This is a genomic window from Blautia sp. HCP3S3_B11 (assembly GCF_052064435.1).
Taxonomy (GTDB): domain Bacteria; phylum Bacillota; class Clostridia; order Lachnospirales; family Lachnospiraceae; genus Blautia_A.
On sequence record NZ_JBQHVP010000004.1, the window covers coordinates 69,563 to 88,006 of the forward strand.

The 18,444-nt window shown below is 39.5% G+C and carries 15 protein-coding genes and 2 pseudogenes; 3 read left to right on the forward strand and 14 right to left on the reverse strand.

The window, feature by feature from the left end:
• Positions 1-27: 27 nt before the first annotated feature.
• The 4 genes from ACTNC0_RS03975 to ACTNC0_RS03990 are packed head-to-tail and all read right to left on the reverse strand — an operon-like array spanning position 28 to position 5,087.
• On the reverse strand, positions 28-1,512 hold the full coding sequence (locus tag ACTNC0_RS03975; protein ID WP_441032314.1) for a glycoside hydrolase family 32 protein: 1,485 nt from the start codon (positions 1,510-1,512) through the stop codon (positions 28-30).
• Between the two features lie 31 nt (positions 1,513-1,543).
• A complete protein-coding gene (locus tag ACTNC0_RS03980; protein WP_441086406.1) occupies positions 1,544-3,223 on the reverse strand; it encodes an ABC transporter substrate-binding protein in 1,680 nt (559 codons plus the stop codon).
• 19 nt (positions 3,224-3,242) lie between these two features.
• On the reverse strand, positions 3,243-4,136 hold the full coding sequence (locus ACTNC0_RS03985; protein ID WP_008706703.1) for a carbohydrate ABC transporter permease: 894 nt from the start codon (positions 4,134-4,136) through the stop codon (positions 3,243-3,245).
• Positions 4,137-4,148: 12 nt separating this feature from the next.
• Positions 4,149-5,087, reverse strand: a complete 939-nt coding sequence (locus ACTNC0_RS03990; RefSeq protein ID WP_119245727.1) for an ABC transporter permease — start codon at positions 5,085-5,087, stop codon at positions 4,149-4,151.
• A 219-nt stretch (positions 5,088-5,306) separates the two neighbouring features.
• Between ACTNC0_RS03990 and ACTNC0_RS03995 the strand changes: the two genes are divergently transcribed.
• Positions 5,307-6,332 (forward strand): LacI family DNA-binding transcriptional regulator, encoded by a 1,026-nt coding sequence (locus ACTNC0_RS03995; RefSeq protein WP_441086407.1) that lies wholly within the window; start codon positions 5,307-5,309, stop codon positions 6,330-6,332.
• Positions 6,333-6,515: 183 nt separating this feature from the next.
• Here ACTNC0_RS03995 and ACTNC0_RS04000 read toward each other — a convergent pair.
• The 6 genes and pseudogenes from ACTNC0_RS04000 to ACTNC0_RS04025 all read right to left on the reverse strand — a co-directional run.
• A pseudogene (locus ACTNC0_RS04000) lies at positions 6,516-6,712 on the reverse strand (sugar O-acetyltransferase); the annotation flags it as partial.
• Positions 6,713-6,891: 179 nt separating this feature from the next.
• Entirely contained in the window at positions 6,892-8,229 is a 1,338-nt protein-coding gene (locus ACTNC0_RS04005; protein WP_441086408.1) for an IS200/IS605 family accessory protein TnpB-related protein, read from the reverse strand.
• 93 nt (positions 8,230-8,322) lie between these two features.
• Positions 8,323-8,751: pseudogene (gene tnpA, locus ACTNC0_RS04010) on the reverse strand (IS200/IS605 family transposase); the annotation flags it as partial.
• Positions 8,752-9,311: 560 nt separating this feature from the next.
• Positions 9,312-10,436, reverse strand: a complete 1,125-nt coding sequence (locus ACTNC0_RS04015; protein WP_441086409.1) for a YibE/F family protein — start codon at positions 10,434-10,436, stop codon at positions 9,312-9,314.
• The gene (locus ACTNC0_RS04020) at positions 10,436-12,976 is read right to left on the reverse strand and encodes a metallophosphoesterase (protein WP_441086410.1); all 2,541 of its coding nucleotides are present in this window, start codon (positions 12,974-12,976) and stop codon (positions 10,436-10,438) included. Before ACTNC0_RS04020 ends, ACTNC0_RS04015 begins: the two co-directional genes overlap by 1 nt.
• Before the next feature lie 205 nt (positions 12,977-13,181).
• Positions 13,182-14,003 (reverse strand): 4Fe-4S binding protein, encoded by an 822-nt coding sequence (locus ACTNC0_RS04025; protein ID WP_441086499.1) that lies wholly within the window; start codon positions 14,001-14,003, stop codon positions 13,182-13,184.
• A 295-nt stretch (positions 14,004-14,298) separates the two neighbouring features.
• Between ACTNC0_RS04025 and ACTNC0_RS04030 the strand changes: the two genes are divergently transcribed.
• A complete protein-coding gene (locus ACTNC0_RS04030; protein WP_441086411.1) occupies positions 14,299-14,454 on the forward strand; it encodes a cytidylate kinase family protein in 156 nt (51 codons plus the stop codon).
• A 210-nt stretch (positions 14,455-14,664) separates the two neighbouring features.
• On the opposite strand, the gene ACTNC0_RS04035 is transcribed toward ACTNC0_RS04030, so the two are convergent.
• Complete coding sequence (locus tag ACTNC0_RS04035; RefSeq protein WP_441086412.1) at positions 14,665-15,141, reverse strand: N-acetyltransferase family protein; 477 nt, start codon at positions 15,139-15,141, stop codon at positions 14,665-14,667.
• A 32-nt stretch (positions 15,142-15,173) separates the two neighbouring features.
• A complete protein-coding gene (locus ACTNC0_RS04040) occupies positions 15,174-15,662 on the reverse strand; it encodes a pyridoxamine 5'-phosphate oxidase family protein (RefSeq protein WP_441036810.1) in 489 nt (162 codons plus the stop codon).
• A gap of 298 nt (positions 15,663-15,960) precedes the next feature.
• On the opposite strand from ACTNC0_RS04040, the gene ACTNC0_RS04045 reads away from it, so the two are divergent.
• Positions 15,961-16,539 (forward strand): TetR/AcrR family transcriptional regulator, encoded by a 579-nt coding sequence (locus tag ACTNC0_RS04045; RefSeq protein ID WP_441086413.1) that lies wholly within the window; start codon positions 15,961-15,963, stop codon positions 16,537-16,539.
• 30 nt (positions 16,540-16,569) lie between these two features.
• Here ACTNC0_RS04045 and ACTNC0_RS04050 read toward each other — a convergent pair whose 3' ends face one another.
• Together ACTNC0_RS04050 and ACTNC0_RS04055 are read right to left on the reverse strand one after the other, a co-directional pair.
• Complete coding sequence (locus tag ACTNC0_RS04050) at positions 16,570-18,114, reverse strand: AMP-binding protein (protein ID WP_441086414.1); 1,545 nt, start codon at positions 18,112-18,114, stop codon at positions 16,570-16,572.
• A gap of 47 nt (positions 18,115-18,161) precedes the next feature.
• Positions 18,162-18,392, reverse strand: a complete 231-nt coding sequence (locus ACTNC0_RS04055) for an acyl carrier protein (RefSeq protein WP_291818459.1) — start codon at positions 18,390-18,392, stop codon at positions 18,162-18,164.
• Positions 18,393-18,444 lie beyond the last annotated feature (52 nt).

Consider the following 18,444-nt stretch of genomic DNA (forward strand, 5'->3'; position numbering starts at 1 on the left):
CTATATACTTTATCCAACAACGCTTTATTATAATAAATCATATTTCACTATATCAAGCTTAGCTGCACCATCAGCAAAGAAAGAAATCCCCTTTGCTTCCTGCTTTGTAAGAATAACCGCAGACATAACCTGCTCGCCGTCATTAATAAATACTTCCACACTAAACTTATCCAAAATCACACGCAGTTTTAGTTCATTGCTGTCACCGTTTACCAGACAACTGCTCTGATGAACCAGCGCCCGTTCGCTTCCTGAGAATTTTCTATCGATTTTTAAAACAGATTCATCCGGACGGAAACATAATGTAGAATGATATTTCTCATTCTCTGCAAAACAGAATTCAAATTTTTTATAAAGATTGTCTTTATCTGCCGGTCGTATCACAAGTTCCAGATCTACCGTTCGTCCTTCAATCTGATCCAGTGTGAGCCTGGTATCTTTTATCACAACATTGTTATACTCGACTTTGTTTGCACGCATGGCATTAAGTTCTCTGATCGGAACCTGATACAATCTTCCGTTTTTAACAGACAGTTCTCTTGGAAGACTCATTTGTGCGAACCATCCAGAGTCATTGCATCGATATGCAAGCGTATCCCAGTTCTGCATCCAGGCGATCATAATTCTTCGTCCATCCGGCGCAAGCAGTGTCTGCATTGCGTAATAGTCAATTCCGTAATCAACACCTTGACAAAACTGTTCCTTTAAAGTATGTGTCTCAGGATCCAACTCCCCAATAATACATAACGTTCCATTTCCATTATGATATTCTAATCCTTCCGGAAGCATATCCTGTGGACTTGTCAGAAGCACATATTTGCCGTCCAATTCAAAGAAATCCGGGCATTCCCACATTTTTCCATAACGATTTTGATTCTTTGCCAGAATGCTTACAAATTCCCATTCAAAGCCATTTTTACTTCTGTAAAGAAGGATCTGTCCGCTTCCATCAGCCGGACGACTTCCTATAACACAATAAAAGTTTCCATCGTTCCCTTTCCAGATTTTGGGATCACGAAAGTCTACTTTACTAGCCCCCTTGGGCAGATCTTTGGCTGTCAGAACCGGATTCTTATCATACTTTTCATAATCCTTACCATCTCCAACTGCCACTGCCTGTGTCTGAATATCCCTTACAGTTCCGTCTTCCAGTTTCTCCTGATTTACAGAAGTATACATAAGTAACTGTCTGCCATCCTCTAATTCTATGGCACTTCCTGAAAAACAGCCGAATTTATCATAATCTTCATCCGGTGCCAATGCAGTCGGAACATAGTTCCAATGCAATAAATCCTTACTCACTACATGTCCCCAGTGCATACTGTCCCAATGTGTGCTATACGGATTATACTGGTAGAACAAATGATACTCTCCTTTATAATAGGAAAATCCATTTGGATCATTCATCCAGCCAACATAAGGAGTTATATGAAAGGCTGGTCTTTCTTCCTCTTTGATCTGCTGTCCCTGTATAAATTCATATTTTCTTGCCTTTTCCAACATTTCGCTCATATAGTTTCTCCTGTCAAAATGATATCTTCTCTTATTTTTCACTGCTTAATGAATCCTGATACTGGTCAAAATATTTTTGCTTGATTGAAAGGTAATCGGAAAGCCCGTACTTCTCCATTTTTTTCAGATAAGAATCCCATTCTTCATCAATTCCTCCGTTCAGGATCCAATCTGCTTTCTTCTGTTCTGCATATTTCTTAATATCTGTATCATACTGTGACACTTTGTTTGTATCATCAATACTCATAAATACATTAGGATAAACATATTTGCTGTTCATATCCTGTAAATATGTCTCATGCATATTATCCAGACGCCATTTCGCATCTTCAGGCTGTGTTACATATACGTCATAATATTCATTTAATATAGCGAGAGGACCATTTACAGATTGCGCTTCACGTACTTCCACCGGCGACTGATCTCCTAAGTCCATATGCTTTAACATTTTTTCGCCATCTTTGTTTACAGACAGCTCAAAAATATTAAAGGAATCCTTCTCTCCATAGGTTCCCCAGTTATTTTGCGGAGACTGAAGGGGTGCATACATCTGATCTATCCATGCGGCAGCAAGTGCCGTGTTACGGCAGCTGGTAGTAAGCACACATCTTCCTCTGTCAAAACCGCTGGTCTCACTGTTGTTCTGTCTGGTGATATTTCTCATTCCATCCGGTCCGGTCAGTGCCGGAAGCATCACATAATCCGTATTGTTGTCTATATTAGCAATATCCCATGTGAAGCAAAGTCCATAACGGTGATTCTTTCCTTTTGCAACATAAGTAGACCATTCCTGTGTAAATGCTTCCGGATCGATCAGATTCTCTGTCACAAGTTTATGCAGCCATTTGATACCTTCTTTGTATCCTTCCTGAACCGTTGTATAAATCACCTTACCTTCATCTGTTACAGCAAAATGATCTCCTGTGTCCCCATAACCATCTCCGAATCCATTTATTAAGATTGAAGGATCCTGATCTCCGTTATTGATAATAAATGACATCGGTATTACATCACCTTCAATGGAAAACTCTTGTTTCAGATCATCTGCATGATCTCGAAATTGAATCAGTACCTGCTCCAGTTCATCTGTTGTGGTTGGAATCTCAAGACCAAGATAATCAAGCCATTTCTTATTAATATAAGGAATATCTCCAATGGCCTGAATTGCTTCTTTTCCGGAACCAAGCTGTTCAATCCACGGAAAAGAGTAAATATGTCCATCCGGTGCTGTACACATGGTTCTGTATTCCGGGTATTTTTCAAACACAGCCTGAAGGTTTGGCATATATTTGTCAATCAGATTTTCCAGCGGAATAATTATTCCCTGCTTTGCATAACGCAACAGATCATAATCACTCATGCCTGCATTAAACAGTCCATCCGGCAGATTTCCAAACTGAGCCAACGCCAGATTCTTTTTATCTGAAAACTGATCTGATACAAAGCAGGTCCAGTCAATATGAACATTTGTCTGTTCTTCCATTCTCTGGAAAATCACTCTTTTATTTGGATCCTGTGTTGAAGTGGCCGGTGCACTGGTAATAAAAGAAAGCTCCTTTGTTTCTTTCAATGGAAACTGTACATCCGATACCGGTGTATCCGGATTAATCTCAGCATCAAGCCTCTGCTGTTTTCCACACCCCATTATACTTACCATCATTGTTAAAGAAAGTCCAAGTGCAAGCAAACTTCTTACTCTGTTTTTCTTCATATCTGTATCATTCCTTTCTTTAGCCTTTTACCGATCCAACCATAATTCCTTTATCAAAATATTTCTGGAAAAATGGATACATCACTAAAAGTGGTAAACTTGATACTACAATTGTTGCATATTTCAACTGTTCTGCTACCTTTGCCATCTCTGCTGTGCTTTGGATATCTGCAATCATTCCCGGCTGTGGAGTATTCTGCACCAGGATTGAACGCAGTACCAGCTGCAGTGGCTGAAGATTTGCATCGTTCAGATAAATCATCGCATCAAAGTAGCTATTCCACATTCCGACAAATGACCACAGTGCCAGTACTGCAATAATCGGTTTACATACCGGCATCATAATTTTGAAAAAATGCTGAATTTCATTAGCACCGTCAATTGCAGATGCTTCTCTTAATTCTGCCGGAATTGACTGATAATAAGTTCTTGCAAGAATCATATTCCAAACGTTAAATGCTCCCGGAATCAAAACCGCCCATACTGTATTTACCATATGCAGCTGATTGATCAAAATAAATGTTGGAATCATTCCTCCCCCAAAAAACATTGTGATCAGAAAAATCAGATTAAAAAATTTTCTTCCCACAAATTCTTTTTTAGACAGAGGAAAGGCTGCCAGTAATGTTACAAAAACTGAGATCACTGTAAATGCAAATGAATACAGAAAAGAATTCAAAAATCCGCGCCAGATCATCTCATTCTCCAGTACTCTTCTATAAGCATCCAAAGTCCAGTCCTTAATATCAGAGCTCAGTCCCTGATTATTCAAAACAGTAGGATCCATAAAAGATGCAAGCACTACATATATAATTGGAATCGCAATAGAAAGTACAAACAGTCCAAGAATCGTGAATCCAATTCCAAGGATCAGACGATCTGTCCTTGAATATTTTCTCTTCTTTTTCTCCATCTTCTCTTCCTCCTATAATCCCTCTCCATCATTCAGCTTCTTTACAACCCAGTTTACAAAAATCAACAGAATTACATTTACAACTGAATTAAACAGACCTACTGCCGTAGAATAACCATAATCACCGTTCAAAAGACCGATGCGATATACATATGTAGATAAAATTTCTGATGCCGGCAGGTTCATATCTGTCTGCAATGCATATGCCTTCTCAAATCCAATGCTCATAATATTTCCTGCCTGCAGGATAAACTGAATTACAATAATGTTCTTAATCGCCGGAAGCTCCACGTACCAGATCTGCTGCAAAAGGTTTGCACCATCCATAACTGCCGCTTCTTCCAACTCTTTGCTCGCATTAGATAATGCTGCAGTATACATAATAGATGCCCAGCCTGCAGTCTGCCAGATTCCACTTGCTATATAAATAGTACGGAAAGCAGATGGCATTGTCATCCAGTTTGTGCTAATCCCAAGCAGCCTGTTCAAAGGTCCTACCGGTGATAACAGCATACGAACCATACCACAGAGTACTATTACAGATATAAAATTCGGCATATAGATCAGAAGCTGTACTTTTTTCTTGATCCCTGTTTTTTGAATACGATTCATAAGTAATGCCAGAATAATCGGAACCGGAAATCCCCATAATAATCCATAGATACTCAGCTTTAATGTATTCATCAGATAGTTCATAAAATCCGGTGATGATAAAAAACGTCTGAAATATTCAAGTCCAACCCATGGACTTCCAAGTACTCCCTTGATTACATTATAATCTTCAAACGCAATCAAAAGCCCTCCCATCGGGAGATACTTAAAGATGATTGTCAGTAAAAGTCCCGGCATTAAGAAAAAAAGATATAACTGCCAGTTTTTCTTCACATACGTAACCTTATTTCTCCACGTCTGTTTGCTTACGGGCTTTACCTGGTTCTGCACTGTTTTCATGCACTTTTTCCTCCATTCCTTTCATACATTGTTCACGGAACCGGTTAAGTAACCGGTTACTTTATAATCTGATGTTACTACATCACACACTCTCTGTCAACACTTTTTCTCATTAAAATAACCGGTTACGTAATCGGTTATTTTAATATTGCCTTTTTGTATAATAATTGCTATACTAAAAAAAATATTTGCATTTATTTATAAGGAGAATAAGTTTCTATGTCAAAAAAACAGGTGACATTTGCAGATATTGCAGCATATACCCATTTTTCAAAAACTACAATATCAAGATATTTCAATCATCCTGATTCCCTTACACTTGAAAATCAGGAAAAAATTTCTCAGGCCCTTGATACCCTTGGCTATAAAAAAAATAAACTTGCAAAAGTTCTGGCGAACGGAAAAAGTGAATTTATCGGGATCATTGTTCCGAATCTTTATCTGCATTATTATTCTGAAATGCTGACACAGCTGCTGTCCAGCTACAGTGATTATCACTACAAATTTCTCGTCTTTAGCAGTGAACATGGGGCTGAAGAAGAACGGCAATATATTGAAGAGCTCCTATCCTATCAGATTGAAGGTCTCATTGTTTTAAGTCATACGCTGTCATCAAAACAATTATCCTCCTATCAGATTCCCATCGTTGCCATTGAACGTGAAGCAGAATATATCAGCAGTGTTACCACTGACAACTATATGGGTGCGCTTCAGGCTACCACTCTGCTGATCCGTGATAAATGTGATATACTGATCCACATCAATGTCAATGTTGAGAAAGCAATTCCTGCTTACGACCGTATTCGCGCATTTAAGGAAACCTGTGAAGAATATCAGGTTCCTTATGATATTGATCTAAGTGTAAGCGGTAATTCTTATCAGGAAATTTTAAATGAAATAAGACGTATTTTTACAAGAATAGAAGAGAAATATCCCAATCAAAAAAAAGGCATTTTCCTTGCCAACGATACTTATGCAAACATGTTTCTTAACCTGATTTTCCAGAAATACCGAGAATTACCCTCTTTCTATGAAATCATAGGATTTGATAATTCTCCCATTGCCAGTGAGGCAATTCTCCCAATCACAACCGTTGGTCAGCAGATTGATATTATTGCACAGACTGCCATGGAGCTTCTGGTTCAACAGATGGAAGAACAAAAAAAACGTTCCCCTAAACCACTGGAAAAGCCTGTCCATAAACAGATTGCTCCGATATTGATTCGCCGTAATACAACCAGTTAAAACTAACTTATTTTGGCAAAAAGGCTATTGCACTAATTACTCAGTGCAATAGCCTTATATTAAATCTTATCATTCAAGCGGATATTCGCAATCCGCTTCGCTACTTGCTCATAACCGATTCCCTCACCTTTTCCACTGATAACGGTTGTTGTCATAATACACTAAATATTGATTGTAATTATCTTATTCCATATGATCTTTTTCAGTTATTTTGCGAATAACCCGGCATGGATTTCCAGCAGCCAGACTATATGGAGGAATATCCCTTGTCACAACACTTCTGCTCCTATTACACATCCCTCTCCTATGGTAACACCACCACAAACAACCACATTGGATGCCAGCCAGCAATTATCTTTTATAGTAATTGGTTTCGCATAGTGAATTAAAAACTTTATCCTCACACGACTGAAGTCGCGTGCTTCCAGACGCTTTAGGCGTCAGACTAAATATCGGCGGATACGCCTGTAACTTAGGCCAGCGCAGTTATGCGCATTTTTCCATGCCAGATATGGCAGGTTCCCACATTGCAGGTAGTCCGCTGTATATCTGCCTGCATTTATGCTGCCTTTAAGATTTCCATTTGTAAATGAAGTTCTTTCAGATCTGCATAAACACATGAGGTTCTACGCTTTACCGAAGGGACTTTTGCCTCCAGCAAAGACCTTTCCGTTACCGGAAGGGGTTTTAAAAGTTCTCTGATAAAATATCTTGCTCCGATATTATACGATGCCGACAGGTCACAGTTATATCTTTTTCCTGTCTGGAATACACAAAGACTGTGATTTTTCGGGTCACGGGACACACTTCCGGAGCCATCGTATGCAAGCCTGCTCGTATTCCATGCGCAGACTCTGGATACCCGCATTCCTTTTCTGTGTGCCTGATGCTCACAGTGTTTCTGGATATCCCGTTTTCTCCACAGATGCAGTTTCTGTTTTTTCTTTCCGGATATCTTTCCCTGCATTTCCAGATACTCGAATACGATTACATCTGCATGGTTCTCTTCTGCATTTTTTACAATCGCACCTGCAATTTTTCTTCCCAGCTCTATGTTCAGGCGTTTCGTATATGCCCATCTTCCCCGTGACTGCGCAGAGCTGTGTTCCCTCTGGAATCTTCGGATTCGGCCCAGTGTGCGGTACATCCGGTCTTTTTCACTGGGATGATTGATAAATTTTCTCCCCAGGACAGTTCCGTCTGCCCGCATAATGGTACAGACCGCATCGGTATTGATTCCCAGGTCCACACTACAGATGATCTGTTCTTTTACCGGTGTCTTCGTAAGTGTCACTTCTTCCGTATAAGAAAAACGCAGGAAATATTTATGGTGCCTTTTCTCCAGTGTCGGGGCTGATGCCTTTTTCCCCGACCAGTTCCTGCGCAGATATTCCATATCTGTGTGATTTAAACGCACACAAAACCATTTCCAGTCATGACCATCATACAGTTTCAGGTATGCTTCGTCTTTTCCTTCTTTTCCTTCTTTTTCCTCTCGGTACATGACATCACGATAAAAAACAGGCATGGCATGATTCTCATACGCCAGTCTGGGTTTCCCTGCTTTTTCTCCTGACTTTTCCCACAGATCCATCCGTGTTTCGTAAGAAGATACACTTCCCAATGCATGCTGGATTGCGGCTCGCCTCAGGTAGGACGGCATCTTCGGAAAGCGAAGATCAAAATCAAAGCGTGCAGGATTCTTTTTTGTAGTATGCACCAGATGCTCTGCAGCATTAAACCGCCTTTTGGCATCCGGTATCTCTGCCAATTCTTCCCACACCTGCTCATATATTTCTGTCAGGTAACAGACCGCAGACCGGTAGATTTCCAGTGTCTGGCGGACTGGGATATTCTGTTTTCGTAATTCTACGCCATAGCTGGATACGGTCTGCATCTCTTTTCCTCCAACAAATCATTTCTTCTGTCAGGCTTTTTTCTTTTCTTTTTCCTTTTCTTTTCTTTTTTCTTTTCTTTTTTCTTTTTTCTTTTCTTTTTCCTTTTGTCCTTCGATGTAGGCAAGCACCTGGTCTCTGCTCCTGTCACTGACCATTATGGCACAGTAAGACGGATTCCACAGATGCCCACCCCACAGTTCCTTTTTTAACTCCGGATACGCAAGAAACATCTGGCGTGCAAGATTTCCTTTCATGATCTTGATCATATCTGAAATATAAAACTGAGGTTTACAGTCCACAAGCAGATGGATATGATCCGGCATCACCTCCATTGCCAGGATCTGAAATTTATATTCTTCTGCAAGATTCTGTAACATTTCTTTGCATTCTGTATCGATTCCGTTTTTTAAAACCTTTTTTCTGTATTTTGTACACCAGACAAGATGATACTGCAAGGAATAGACATATCCCCTACCATATGAAAGTTTGTTTTTATCTATATTAAATATATCTTTTTCCATATAAATATTATACCATATGTATTGGTTTATGTAAACATTTGTTCTGTTGTTTAGTAAAAAAATTTGCGCGTCTAACTCATCACTGAAAGTAACGAGAATGCGACGCGCAGTTATTCAAGATTATAAAAATTTGGATAAATCCTTATTTTTACTGCCCGGTTTATCTTTCTCACCCTGACTCTCTATATACAGATGGATTGTTTCAACAGGTGCTATATTCAAAGATTTCTTTTGTTCTCTCTGACATCTTATCGTCCAGCATCTTTCTGCTATATTTCATAACCAGAATCAAACAAAAACACTGAATGAGAATTATTATCTAAACTCATTATGTACACTTATTGCTTATTTCGACCGTCCAATTTTTAAGAGCATATTGTTCTTTTTCTATTATAATATATTTATTGTATTAGAACAAGTATTTTCGTGATTTTTTATGAATTTGAGCAGATATACTGTTACTGTTCACACATCATCCAATGCTATCTCATATCCCTGATCCGCATAATGTTTCATGATCTGCTGCAATATCTGGTAGTTTTCTATGTCTGACCTCTCTGTTATTTCGAAGCTTTTCCTGAAATAAAGAAAGCTCCTGCCAGTGAGGTAAAGGGAACCGTCAGGATTACTCCCATACTTGCGGAAATCCCCTGCATCAGTTCAATCCCTATAGAATACATATTGATGATCTGATGATAGGAATAGTTATATGCAAAAATAAATACCAGTGTGTTGAGAGAGCCACCTGCAAAAGCAAGAATCAGCGTGTTTGACATAGTTCCCATCATATCTTTTCCAACATTCATGCCGCTTTTAAACAAGTCCCACATTCCAAGATCCGGACGTCTGCTGTATATTTCCTGTAAAGTAGAGGCAATAGACATTCCTACATCCATTACTGCTCCCAGTGATGCGATCAGGATCCCTGCAAACAGAAGTTCATTTATTTTTATAGCGTTTTTTTCTTCCAGGTAAATCAGCTCTTCAATATCACTTACATTATATCCTGTGATCTGAGTTACTTTTCCAAATATCCCCGCAAATATAACAGCCATTACAACACCGGTTACAGTTCCTGAAATTGCAGTTAATGATTTAACAGAAATTCCGGAAATCAGATAAATTGTTACTACAGTGGTTATAACGGCAACAACTACCGCTGAAAAGATTGGCGAAACACCTCTGTATATCATCGGAAGAAACAGAAACAGCACACATACAATGGTAAAGCCCAGCCCCATTACAGATGCCGCACCTTTTTTTCCACCGATCAGGATAATTGCCAGAAGAAACACTGCAATCATAAAATATAAGGAAAATTCACGGTCAGCACTATATACAGATGCAATGACTTCACCCTGTGATTCACTGACCAGTGCAATGACTTTCATACCCTTTTTACAGGTTGCACCAAACAGATAGCTGGAAGAACTGATTGCTTCCACTTTTTCGTTCTTAAATTTGCCGGAACAGAGTCGCAGCCTGACTGTCTGATTACCTACTCTGTTTCCGTTTTCTGTAAGGTTATCTGAAATAACCTCTGTTACTACTGCTTTCTCAAAGGTTCTGCCCTCTGTAGAAAGAAGTTCTGTTTTTTCGATCTTATTATATTGCATCAGAAAAATGAGGAAAAGGATGCCTGTGATCACCAGGCACCCTCTCCGAAGGAAATTTTTGTTTAACATTATTTTGCTTTCACCTTAATTGTTTTGCTTGCTGCACCATACACGTTCTTGTCTGAAACTTTGGTAAATGCTTTTACTCTTACATAGTAAGTTTTTCCTTTGGACAGATTTTTAAGAGCATATGTAGTTTTTGCTGTACGGTAAGTAGTTACCTTTTTGAATGAAGAATCTGTGGAAACCTGAATTGCATAGCCGGAAACTTTTCCACCTGCTTTTCCGATCGTAACAGTGGCTGTTCCGGATTTTCCGGCTTTCACAGTTTTTAACACTGCTTTCTTTGGCACAATCTTAAATGTTACTGTCTGTGTTCCTGTATACTTTCCGATTCCATTGATGGTTGCTTTTGCCAGACCTGTATTTTTGTTATCTGTATAGGTAACTGTGTAGTCTTTTCCTGCCTTTAAGGTCTTTCCATTCAGAGTTACTTTAAGAGCCGGCTGGATCTGTTTTCCTGTATAAATCTGATTCTTCACTTTCCCTACAGATGCAGATTTAATATCTTCTGTCACACCTTTTTTAATCGTAAAGGTTTCATCAATTTTCTGGTCATTATCTGTACGATAAGTATTGATCGTAAATGTATTATCTGTTACATCAATAACAGAATAAGTCGGAACATCTTCCTGCCATCTGTTTGCAATATAGCTCTGCATTCTTGGTACAAGATCATAATACTTGCTTCCTGATGAAGAGTTTGCTGTCATATAGAGAATACCATCCGGATTTACAACTGTCTCACCCTTTTCTGTATCCTCTATCGCATCCTTATCCATGACTGCATTCAGATAATTCAGATAAGCCACATCAGCCGGTTCCTTGGAATCTGTGGAAATATTTGCCGGTGCTTCATATCTTGTAGCCGGATTTTCTCCTGCATCCATATCCTTGTCCAGCTCTGCATCAAACTCATCATCCGTATATTCTACAGTTTTATGTCCACCCTCAAGAACATGAGTACGGGAATATGCATGATCGTGTCCTGTAAGAACAACATCTACATCATTTGCTTCAAAATAGGGTACCAGTGTATATCTGAGGTTTGTAATCTCCGGTTCATTGGAATGCTCTGCAGAACCATAAATATCCTGATGTAAAGTTACGACTCTCCAGGTACAGTTTGGATTTGCAGCAATCGCCTGTTCCATAAACTGTTTATGTTCAGCAGCATTGGTATCCTGTGTATTGAGCATCATAAACAGAGTGTTTCCATATGTGAAATAATAATCTCCACCAACAACTCCGTTAGAACCCAGGTCGCTGCTGTTTGGTGTATTAAAATGATATGTGTAGTTTGCATTATCTGCGTCATGGTTTCCAACAGTTGTTGCAACAGGAAGGGATTTCAGCACATCTGGGCTTAAATATCCGGTATACTCAATCTCGCTGGTCATTTCACTTTTTCCCGGAGATTTCTTCTTTGTTGTCTGGATCTGGTCACCTGCTGATACCACGAAGCTTGCATTTCCGCCTGTTTTATCCATAGCTTCATTTAATGTGGTGTTCCAGTTAAAGGAATCATTTCTGACCGCATCGGACTGTGCCTGATAAAATTCTGCTGTATCAGAGCCTTTCAGTTCATTGGAAGATCCGATCTGCGGATCACCTACGAAAATAAAGCTGTAATTATTTGTTGATTTTGTAGCATATTCTGCAGGTTCTGTGTAGGTTCCATCCTCTTTTTCATAGCTGTAATAGTACACAGTATTTGCACTCAGACCTGTGGCAGTTACTTTATTGGAAACATATGCCTCATTTGTCTTTGTATTTGTAGTTGCATCTGTCTGCTCTGCAACATACACTTTTGCATTTTTCATATTTCTGCCTTCACCGATGATCAGTTTCGGCGCAGCTGTATCAGCCTGTGCTCCAAGGATATCCGCTACCATTGCAGCAATTGCACGACTTTCATCACTTTCTGTATCAAAATCAGGAAGGTTCTCATCTGAGTTTGCTTCTGCTGCGAATTCCTCTGAGTCATTCTCAGAAGTACTAAATGCTGCTACGTTTTCTCCTTCTTCCGCATTAAATGCTGCTATGCTTTCTTCTGATGCTATATCCTCTTCAGCTATTGCAGTTTCCTCTGCTATATTTACTTCTGTTGCTGCATTTGATTCTGTCTCTTCAGCCTGTGCTGCTTCCACTGTTTCACCTGCTGCTGAAGTATCGGCTTCTGTTCCTGCAAAGACAGATTCACTGCTGTCACTGAAAGCATCACCTGACTGAGCGGAGAACTCCTGTGCAGCCTGTTCTTCTTTCTCTTCTGCTGTGTCAGAATTGTCTTTTTTAGAATACCATGCGAAGTTTAACTGGCTAAAGTCAGAGCCCGGAGTAAGTGAAACCTGAGTCCAGTCATTCTTAACAGCTTCCCACTCTGCTTTCCAGGATTCCCAGTTCCGGGAAATTCCCATTCCGCCTGCAAGAGAAGCAGCATCTGTTTTTCCGTCCGGTGCTGCACTTGCAAATGCCGGAGTAACCGCTCCTGCTGTCAGTGAAACTGATAAAATACCTGCCATAAAACTTTTTCGCCATAAGTTGTTCATTTTTTCATAATCCTCCTGAGAAATGAATGTTTCATCACACGATCACAGATCGGGTGTTCATTACATTGGAGAGTATAGAAACATTGAGAAAAAAGTTCAATAGACTTTACTGAGGTTTAACTATATTTAACATAGGTCTTACACTACTGTTCGCTCCGTTCTCAGTAACAGCTGACACCAAAGTACATCCTGCAGGAAATTCGACTCAAAGTGCTTTCCTCGGACAGGTTCTGACACATTCCATACACAAAATACATTCTGTTCCGTTTTTCCGTTTTCTGGAGTTATCGGTTATATCAACATTCATCGGACAAACTTTTTTACATTTTCCACATGAAATACACTTCTCTTTGTCACACTTAACCCTGACTACAGAGAAATAGCTCATAGGTTTCAGAAAGATCGTGACAGGACAAATATACTTACAGAACGCTCTGTTATCTTTGAATAGGAATGCCAGAATAATCCCCACAATATAATACAGAATATTCCCCACGATAAAAGCTATAAACATGATTTTCTCCATATTCTCTACGTGATTCAGAAAAAGTAGCACCACGAAAGAGAACGAAAATGCAAATGTAATATACCGGATGAAACCTATCTTTTTTCTTGCAGCCTGAGGCTTTTTATATGGTAAAAAGTCCAACACCATAGCTGTCCAACAGGCATATCCGCACCATCCTCTTCCAAACAAAAGTGGTCCGAATATTTTTGTAACAACATAATGGATCGTAGCTGCTTCAAATACTCCGGTAAACAGATAATACCAAAAACCTTCAATCTGCATGTTTTCCCGGCATATAAGCCCCAGATAAATCAGCATATACAAACCAACCAGAAGTTGAACGATCCTACGTGCATGCTTATAGTTAAACTGAAAAAGCAAAAGCCCAACAGTAATCGATGTTCCAATATAACTGAAATTTAAAAGATAAAACAGATTATCTTTGGTAAGCCATAGTGTAACAGCCACTATTTCAAATACTATCCACATTCCAAAGGGTGCCAGCCATTTCCGTCTCATATTCATACTCATTTTCTCCAACATTGTGCCCCTAACCTAATATCTACGAATTGCTCCGCTGCAAAGCAGCTCCCACAATTCCCATCATATCTCAATATAAAGTATTTGTCTAATGTTTCTATTAAGCAAATATTTGTCATACCAATTTGCCATAAGTACCAGAATATCAGGATTTGCGAAGGCAATTTATAGTAGATTTTGGCATATACATTTCGATTTTTTTTGAGTATAATAATTCCGAAAAAGTACTTTGACAGTAAATAAATGCAACATCATTGCACAGGAGGCATGGGATATGATTATTACAATAGCAAGACAGTGCGGAAGCGGCGGACATGAAATAGGAAAAGAACTGGCTTCCAGACTTGGACTGGAACTCTATGACAGAAAGAAGCTGGAAGAAGAGCCAAAAAACTTGGAAAACTTGATATTTCCGATGCAGCAGACATGATCATAAATTATATCAACGCAAAAAAATATCCGAACAAAAGCACCTGTAGACCAAATCATACTGTAAAAATCAGGCACAAGTTTCCGAAATATAACTTGTGCCTGATCTGCATTGTTTTCTTTTAATATTTACTGCTTGATTGATGGGATTCATCTATCGGATATCTCTATAAATTCGCAGATAAATTTCTCAAATATACTATACAACGTATCAATATTCCAGGATATATTCCATCTGTCTTTCTTTGGTTTTCATGCCCATTTTTTCATAGAACTTTTCAGCTGAAGTATTTCCTGCCCATACGTTCAGTGTTACTTCATAACAGCCCATTCGCTTTGCTTCATTTTTTACATATTCAAACAAACTCTCGCCGATATGCTGTCCTCGTGCCTGCTGATCAACACATAGATCATCTATAAAAAGAGACATAAACTGTACCATATTAGTTGAAAAAGGCTGTTCCTGTAATTGGCAAAATGCATATCCCACACAAACATCTTCCTCGTTCACTGCTACATATATGGGTTTTTCTTCTTTTTCTAATAGCTCTGTCAATTGGCTTACAGTATATTTTGTGGTGTCAGGAATAAATATATCAGGCCTTATATCTGCATGGATTTGTAATACCTGTCCCAACAGTTCAATTATTCTTGGAATGTCTTTTTCTTCTGCTTTTCTAATAGTCATTTTTATCCTCCAGCTAACAGATTATTCTCAATTTACACTACTGGCTTTGCCGGTAATGGTCTGTACTTTGCAGTATAACAATCACACTCAATCCGAATGACACTGACAATTGAAACCAGCCGCTCATTAAACTCAAAATCCTTACCCGTTTGTATTTTCATTAAGGCACTCATGGCCTTAATTTTTTCTTGTGGTGCTTCCACAATCTCCGCAGTTCCAAATCCATCAAAAGAATAATAACTACACCCATATTGGCAGGCTACTTTACCTGAAAATGGTTGAACATCACACTCAATCTGAACACAGCAGTCTGAATTGTTTCTGATAATGTCAAGCTTACGGCCTTCCAAAGCACCGTGCACATAAAATACAAGTTTATCATTTTCCATAACATAACCGTAGTTCATAGGAACTATGTATGGCTTTCCCTGATCTACCAGCCCAAGGTGCAAGACCTTACCAGAATCAAGTATATGTATGATCTCATTAAGATCTGTTACTTCTCTGTCTCTTCTACGCATAAAAAATCCTCCCATCGTACCTCTGATATTTTCATTTTTTTCTTCTCCGGATAACGGATTATTCCATAGTCAATTTAATCATAGCACATACCTTCCTGCTTGACAAATACATTGCCATGCAATAATTGTGGATATGGGATTATGCAGAAAGTAAAAGAATTGACAGAGAATGAACATATTCTGGGACTAGAGCGTGTTTGAAAAAGGCTCTGGAAAGTCCTGGAAAAAATAATTTTTTTATGGTCAGATTTGTGATATACTTTATGTATTACTTACAGACTCCCGGGAGGAGACGGCTATGCAAAATATAATTCCCGATGAAAGATATTCCGTGGCTGACGAGGCCATTTTAGGTGCTTTTTTCAAATTGGTAAAAGAAAAGAAGCCTGACAGGATTACTGTATCCGACATCACTAAAACAGCAGGTATTGCCAGAAGTACTTTTTATAATCACTATCAGGACATCCCTTCACTGATCACTGCAGTTGAGGATAAAACAATTCATGACGTTTTTTCCATGATGGAAAACTTCCAGCCCAAAAATGACCGGGATATCTGCAGTTCCTATTTTCTGACTCTGTGCCGGTACACTATGGAAAATCCTTTTCTGTCCGGTCTTTTGAGTACGCCTCATGGAAATGATCTGTTTGAAAAAATGCTGACTATGCTCCATCATTATGTTACAGAAACTACATCTAATTCCAGACCTGCCAGGCATACAAAGGAAGAAGTTTCCTATGTGATCACCTGCGCCATCGGCAGTACTATCGGCGTTCTCCACAAATGGAGCCGGGATAATTTTAATCTGGCACCGGAAGTAATCGCTGATATTCTGTCTGAGATTTTTCTATCCGGTATGCTTCCACTTTTATCCTAGTGTGTTTTCCGCAAAATATAAGCCTCTGTTTTATTCCAGAGGCTCATCAATCAGGACATCCTGTCTCCTGATTTTCTTTGTTGTGTTGCGGATAAACGGATTTTTGCGGACAACCAGTCCTGTAATACGGCGATAAGTGGGCTGATTTTTGTTATATTCATCCAGAAATGCCTGAAGCTGTGTTTGAATTGCCTCTGCATCCAATGCTTTCGCTTCTACAACTGCCTGCTCCGGATAAATACGGGCAGTCAGGCCATTATCCTCACCTGTCACAATAACTTCGCCTACCAACGGATTCAGCGCCAGCTTATTCTCAATCTCCTCCGGAGATACATTTTCACCGTTGGACAGGATGATCAGGTTCTTCACACGTCCATTGATAAACAGATAACCGTCTTCATCCATATATCCCTTGTCACCTGTATGCAGCCATCCATCCTTTAAAGTCTCTGCTGTCTCATCAGGCATCTGATAATATCCTTTCATAACGCTGCTTCCCTTTACCAGGATTTCACCGTTTTCAAATCTGATTTCTGCATTTTCAAGGGGTTTTCCGATAGAACCCTTTTTATGATTTTCCGGTGTATTATTGCTGATAACAGGGGAACACTCTGACATTCCATAGCCTTCCAGTACTTCAACGCCATATTCTGCAAAACGGTCAATATAATACGGATCCAGATGTGCACCGCCTGTAAAGATAATGCGCAGTTTTCCGCCGAATACCTTTTCTGCCAGAACTGCCTTCGGGATTGACGGATCAGCGGCAGCCAGTCTCTTATAAATAGTTTCGATCATCATTGGAACCATAAGCATAATATCCGGTTTGAAAATACTCATATTCCTTACCATATGGAGCAGGGAATCATTGATGCAAAGAGTTGCACCCAGAGAGAATCCCTTCAGCCAGTCCATAACCAGGCAAAATGCGTGATGGATCGGAAGCACACTGAGCACGGCAGTTCCCGGTTCTGCTGTGATATTTACTGCCTCAACATTGGAAGCCAGATTGTTCTGTGTCAACATAACACCCTTGCTCTTTCCTGTTGTTCCGGAAGTGAAAATGATGGTCGCAATATCCTCTGCATCCGGGCAGACAAAATCTGCTGATGCGCTCTTTCCTGCATTTCGAAGTTCACCAATACCATATGCCTTTGCCGGTGCATCTTCTACCTCTTCCTGAAGCATCCACACTTTCTGAAGTTTCGGGCAGTTTCCAAGAAATGCATCCAGATATGGCCTAAGCTTCGGACTTAAGAAAAGAGCTACGGAATCAGAACGGTTAAGCAAATCGATCAGATCCTCACAGGGAAGTGCGGCATCCAGCGGTACTGCTGTGGTACATCCTGTAATGATTCCCAGATAGCTTTCCATCCACTCTACTGAACTGGTTCCGATCAGTGCAATGTGCTTTCCCTCAAAGCCTTCTGCAAGAAGACCTTTTCTGGTGAAACCTACATTTTCCATCAGTTCGCCATAGCTTCTTTCCATGATTTCCTTTTTATTGAGCCATTTTACTGCTTTTACTTCGTCAAATTTACGTGCACTTTCTTCTAATATATTTCTGATCAGCATATCTGTCCCCCATTATTTTCTGAACTGTTCAATTGTTCCAAAAAAGATTACTGAAGTTCTTCCAGCAGATTTAAGGCTTCACCGAGAGTTGTGATATTCAGCACTTCGCTCTCATCAAGTTCAAGATCAAAGGTATCCTCAAGCTCACCTAAAAAGGACATAAAATCCAGAGAACTGAACCCCAGATCCTCGCGAAATCTCATCTCATTGTTCATTTCTTCCGGTGCTACCTTGCTGTACTGTGCTACGATATTTTTAAATTCCATTTCCTGATTCATTGCATTTCCTCCTGATATTAATTTAACGGATAAAATCATTCGCTTCGCTACT